Source organism: Paenibacillus sp. OT2-17, from assembly GCF_009827695.1.
GTDB classification, from domain to species: Bacteria; Bacillota; Bacilli; order Paenibacillales; family Paenibacillaceae; genus Paenibacillus; species Paenibacillus polymyxa_B.
In genome coordinates this window covers 1-4,491 of the sequence record NZ_WUDQ01000295.1, presented here as the reverse complement: position 1 = coordinate 4,491, position 4,491 = coordinate 1, and the positions used below count along the sequence as shown (strand labels likewise).

The window sequence follows — 4,491 nt, the reverse complement described above, 5'->3', positions numbered from 1 at the left end:
GCGAATCAGCAGCATTTTGAAGGTCGGTGTCTTTTTGACTGCTTAAGGTGGTGAACATTTGATGAGAGACTGCATCGGTTTTCTCATATAAGGCACTCAGGATATGAGTTTGAATCATCTCCTGATCTACGAGCGAATCAATATAGAGCAGCATACCGTCTTTGCCGTCAACGGAAATCGCCTGCTTTTTTAAATCATCCGTATAAAAAAGGGCTTGCTCAATAAAGGAAACATTCCTACTTAATTCAACGGAAGCTGCGTCATGTCCAGCCAAGAGAGCACCTCCTTTTTGGATGAGATAGGCATAATGTGTGTCAAATGGATTGAGTTTATCCATGATATGGTGACTTATCCATTCTCGAATCACCTTCACTTCACGTAACGCAATAGTTTTATACTAGAATTTAATTTAGGTTGATAAATGGGAGGTGGGTTGGTTATTTTGCAGGGAATGAAAATTAATCGTGCAAGAACCAGAGACGAGATTACAAGGGGGCTTAATCTTGGGTGGGGTCAATTCCCAGATAATGTCCCAGTTTCCGTCGGACCTCGCTGCGGGCAAAGGATGAAAGCATGAAAAAACGCCTTTGATAGCCACGGCATACATACAAAACCTCTATGCCTTCATGATTTCGGATTTCGCTGTAAATTTTAACCCCTAGTGTTTTCATTCGCGCCTTTGTCTCTGCTAATTGAACAGCTACGCGCTGTTGTACTCCAGTCAGGCTACGAACATACAAATCGGGCATTTTTAGAGGAGAGGTATTTATAATACGAATGTCTCGTTCCAGCACATCCAGCACAAGAGTTAGAAGTACACAGATCTTGATCAGCCCTGCGTCTTCTTCAGAAGGCAAAGGAGCTTTATTCTTGTGGTTTAGTGTCTTTTGGTTTGGCATAAAAATCTCCTTTACTCCGAGTAAGAATACAATATATAATCAGTATGTAGAACATACGTTCTGTTTATACCTCCCCCATCATAGGAATTTTTCCATTACTAAAGCAATCATCAATTATTGGAAAAGTGGTAGGGAGCGATATCCTATGTGCCTTTGTGTAAAGAATTCATGCGTTTATCGCCAATGACAGTCAAACAGAGTTTATGTTAAGCTATTGGATAAAAACTTACATAAAAGGGGAGATCGTTCTGGCTGCGGTCAGCCTTTACTATTTAACTTAAGAAAGTAGAGAAAGAAGGTATACATATTGTCACGTTCGTTATATGCAGCTTTATTATTGTTGAGCCTCATTTGGGGCGGTTCGTTTATGTTTATCAAGGTGTTGTTGCTACATCAAGTAGGGCCGTGGACGATTGTATTTCTCAGATCCAGCTTTGGATTTATTTTTATCGTCTTATTAATGCTACTTATGCGCAGGCCGTTTGAAATCAAAAGCATTCCGTGGAAATCGGTTATTCTGGTAGCTTTGGTCAACATGGTTTTGCCATGGACATTGATCGGTTTTAGCGAGACCAGAATAGCTAGCAGCATGGCTTCTGTATTGAATGCCACCACGCCAATATGGACCATGTTGGTGGGGCTTGTTTTTTTCGGGGCTATTTTTCATCGAATGCAGTGGTTAGGAATGGGTCTCGCTTTTGTAGGAATCATTATTTTATTGGGTATTAATCCTGCATCTATTATTTCTGTTGATCCTGTGGGTTTTGGATGTATGCTGCTTGCGACTCTCTGCTACGGATTTGGAACACAGCTCTCCAAACGTTTTCTCTCCAATCTTTCCATGTATCAGGCTACCTTTGCGACACTGTTTGGTGCTGCGGTAGGGGGTGGCATTATGATGGCAATTGTGGAGAGACCTGATTTGTCGATTGTTTCTGACCCAGGTGTATTGGGTTCTCTTATAGGACTGGGAGTTTTGGGATCAGGAGTTGCATATATTTTGTTCAACTACATGATTTTGCGGGGGAGTGCGGAATTTGCTTCTTCGGTGACGTATTTTGTACCAGTAAGTGCCATTGTATGGGGCTTTTTGCTCCTGAATGAACATATCGGCTGGAACGTTCTGACCGGGCTGGTCCTTATACTTGGAGGCGTGTTTATGGCCAACCAGCGTAGAACCGCCAAATTAAGTGGATAATAATCTAAACAGAAATAAAATACGCTTTGGTTATTATATTAAATGTGCATTCGCCAAACCTTCGGTATAATGCGTTAATTCGCACATACAATAAAGCATGCTCACACATAAAATAAAATATGGTGCAGCAAAAAAGCAAGCTGTTTAGCAGGTGACAAGGTGTGGTATAATAAATTATAGAATTATATGCACCACAGAAATGTCGGAGTTTTATTCCACAAAAGAAAGGATCAGGATACCATGTGTCCCCGAAGGATACTTCCCCAAAGGACGATTTGGAAACGATTTGATCTGTCTTATACTTAGCTTTTCCGCGGAGTAACGTCAAGTTGCGAAAGCCAACTCTGCGGAAGAGGGGATTGTACATGCGAAGGACCAAGTCCTCCAGGCACATCTTACCCGGTAGCTTCCGTAAGAGTGGGTTCATCCACATCAAACTTACGAGAAACCGAGGGAGCCTGTATGAGGAAAACTTACGAATCTATCGTGAACAATGGAGCATTGAGACAGATTGCTGTCATGTTGCTCGGAACATGCATTTTAGCTTTTACGTACTATCACATTAATGCTCAAAATCATTTGTCAGAAGGCGGCTTTGCAGGCTTGGCCCTGCTGGGACATTACGCATTTGGCATATCTCCAGCATGGAGTATGTTGTTGCTTGATATTCCCGTCATATTGCTGGCATGGGTACTGAAGGGCAGAAGATTTATGCTGCTTGCGTTAATCGGAGCCGTCGCTTTTTCACTGTTTTATGCAGGATTTGAGAAGTATTCGACTCTGGTTATAGATCTACATGGAAATCTGCTGATAGCTGCTCTACTTTGTGGGGTGCTTACAGGTTTGGGAGCCGGAATCGTACTGCGATTCGGTGGAGCAACCGGGGGCGATGATATCCTATCTCTGCTGATCAGTGAGTGGCGCGGGTGGAAAATCGGCAACGTGTTTATTGTCAGTGACATCATCGTACTGGGATTATCATTGTTGTATCTGCCTATGAAGGAAACAATGTTTACAATACTGGCTGTGTGGCTTGCCGGAAAAATAATTACATGGACGACCACGTTCCAACTGCACCGACCTGTGAAAAAGGTACTGCCAGCGGCTATTCCCGCTAAAAAGGTGGTTGCCAAAACAGTGCCGGTCGTCCACAGCCTTCGTCAATAAGGAAAGGGTGTTACGTCAGGAGAGAAATCTTCTTACGTAACACCCTTTCGCTGTATTCAGCTTCTATCAGGAAGGCTTTAAAGTTGAATGAATGCGTCCATTCCGGTCATGAATAATTGCAGAAATCTGTTGGCGTTCTACAAAACTTTGAGCTTCGTCAATCGCCTCATTTTTGTGTTTAAAGGTTGAAATAGGCTGGTTGTGTCCCTCTTCTTTGATTGCCCAGTGATCCTCGTGCGGCACCACATGAATGGGTTCCTTTGCATCGGAAGAAGCGGAATGATGGTTGTGCAGATTTTCGCTCGAATGCTGTTTTTCATGTTTTGTCGGTTTCTCATCTTGCTCGGCTGGATGATTATCGTTCCATTCCTCGGCTTGGGAAGTGGCAATCGCAATCGAGCGCCCTTCTTCATAGCCGTCATGGAGTAGGGCGTTAGCAATATCGACGGCTTTTTCTCGCACACGAGGCTCCAGGTTTTTCATGGATGGAGGGTAATCATGTTTGTTCCAAGGCATAGTTGAACACTCCTTATAACAGATGATGTATTATGTATTACCCGTTGTCGGCTTAAACAAACGGAAATCAAAGAAATGAATATATTGTAAAATGTATCTTGAGAAAAAGCGTATAATGGTGTGCAGAATACCAGAAAAAGGAGTGAAGTATTTGCTTGCCTGGGGTTTTGTTTTTTTGCTGACTATCATCATTCATACTACAGATAGCTTGTCCTATGCTCTTCGACTTGGTGGTTTGCGAGCGCGTCGGATTGGATTGGCGTTAACCGTTGCGGGGATGCTGCTGTTGGTTTCACGCACCTCTAACATGGTGCAGGGGCCTTTACTTGGAGGGATGGTCGATCAGGCTAAAGCTGCAACACAAGTGGGCGGAACGGATATTAGACTGGAACTATATATGCATGGGGTACTGCTGGCAGCAACCGTTGGAACCATGCTTGCTATATTACTGTATCCAACAGTGGTACGCATGTCAGCCAGATGGATTGTGCATTTGGAGCATACCGGATCTATTCCGGCTATGGTGCGTCATTTAATGCTGCGAAGTCGCTGGAAACATGCAGGCTACTACATAAAGCGCCCCACTTGGTCAATGCTTACTTCACTGATTAGTGGAGCGATACCCAAGCGTCTAATTATTCTGAATATAGCTGTCACTGCGATTTATACAACAGGAGTAGTATCTGCTTTATATGCATCATTCCTGTGGCC

Annotated in this window: 5 protein-coding genes and 1 pseudogene; 3 read left to right on the top strand and 3 right to left on the bottom strand. The window is 43.4% G+C overall.

Going from position 1 to position 4,491, the window contains the following annotated elements:
- Both GRP75_RS19840 and GRP75_RS19835 read right to left on the bottom strand, forming a co-directional pair.
- Window positions 1-337 (bottom strand): annotated as a pseudogene (locus GRP75_RS19840) (hypothetical protein); the annotation flags it as partial.
- A 160-nt stretch (window positions 338-497) separates the two neighbouring features.
- Window positions 498-899, bottom strand: a complete 402-nt coding sequence (locus GRP75_RS19835; RefSeq protein ID WP_023989292.1) for a YhjD family protein — start codon at window positions 897-899, stop codon at window positions 498-500.
- Between the two features lie 307 nt (window positions 900-1,206).
- On the opposite strand from GRP75_RS19835, the gene GRP75_RS19830 reads away from it, so the two are divergent.
- Together GRP75_RS19830 and GRP75_RS19825 are read left to right on the top strand one after the other, a co-directional pair.
- Window positions 1,207-2,097, top strand: coding sequence for a DMT family transporter (locus GRP75_RS19830; protein ID WP_160790145.1), 891 nt, complete (start codon window positions 1,207-1,209; stop codon window positions 2,095-2,097).
- A 462-nt stretch (window positions 2,098-2,559) separates the two neighbouring features.
- Window positions 2,560-3,264: a YitT family protein gene (locus tag GRP75_RS19825; RefSeq protein ID WP_013310869.1), complete on the top strand. Its 705-nt coding sequence runs from the start codon at window positions 2,560-2,562 to the stop codon at window positions 3,262-3,264.
- A 66-nt stretch (window positions 3,265-3,330) separates the two neighbouring features.
- Here the strand turns inward: GRP75_RS19825 and GRP75_RS19820 are convergent, their stop codons facing one another.
- The gene (locus GRP75_RS19820; protein WP_028540575.1) at window positions 3,331-3,780 is read right to left on the bottom strand and encodes a DUF2188 domain-containing protein; all 450 of its coding nucleotides are present in this window, start codon (window positions 3,778-3,780) and stop codon (window positions 3,331-3,333) included.
- A gap of 151 nt (window positions 3,781-3,931) precedes the next feature.
- Between GRP75_RS19820 and GRP75_RS19815 the strand changes: the two genes are divergently transcribed.
- Window positions 3,932-4,491: lipid II flippase family protein (locus GRP75_RS19815; protein WP_160790144.1), on the top strand; the 560-nt coding region annotated here is incomplete at its 3' end.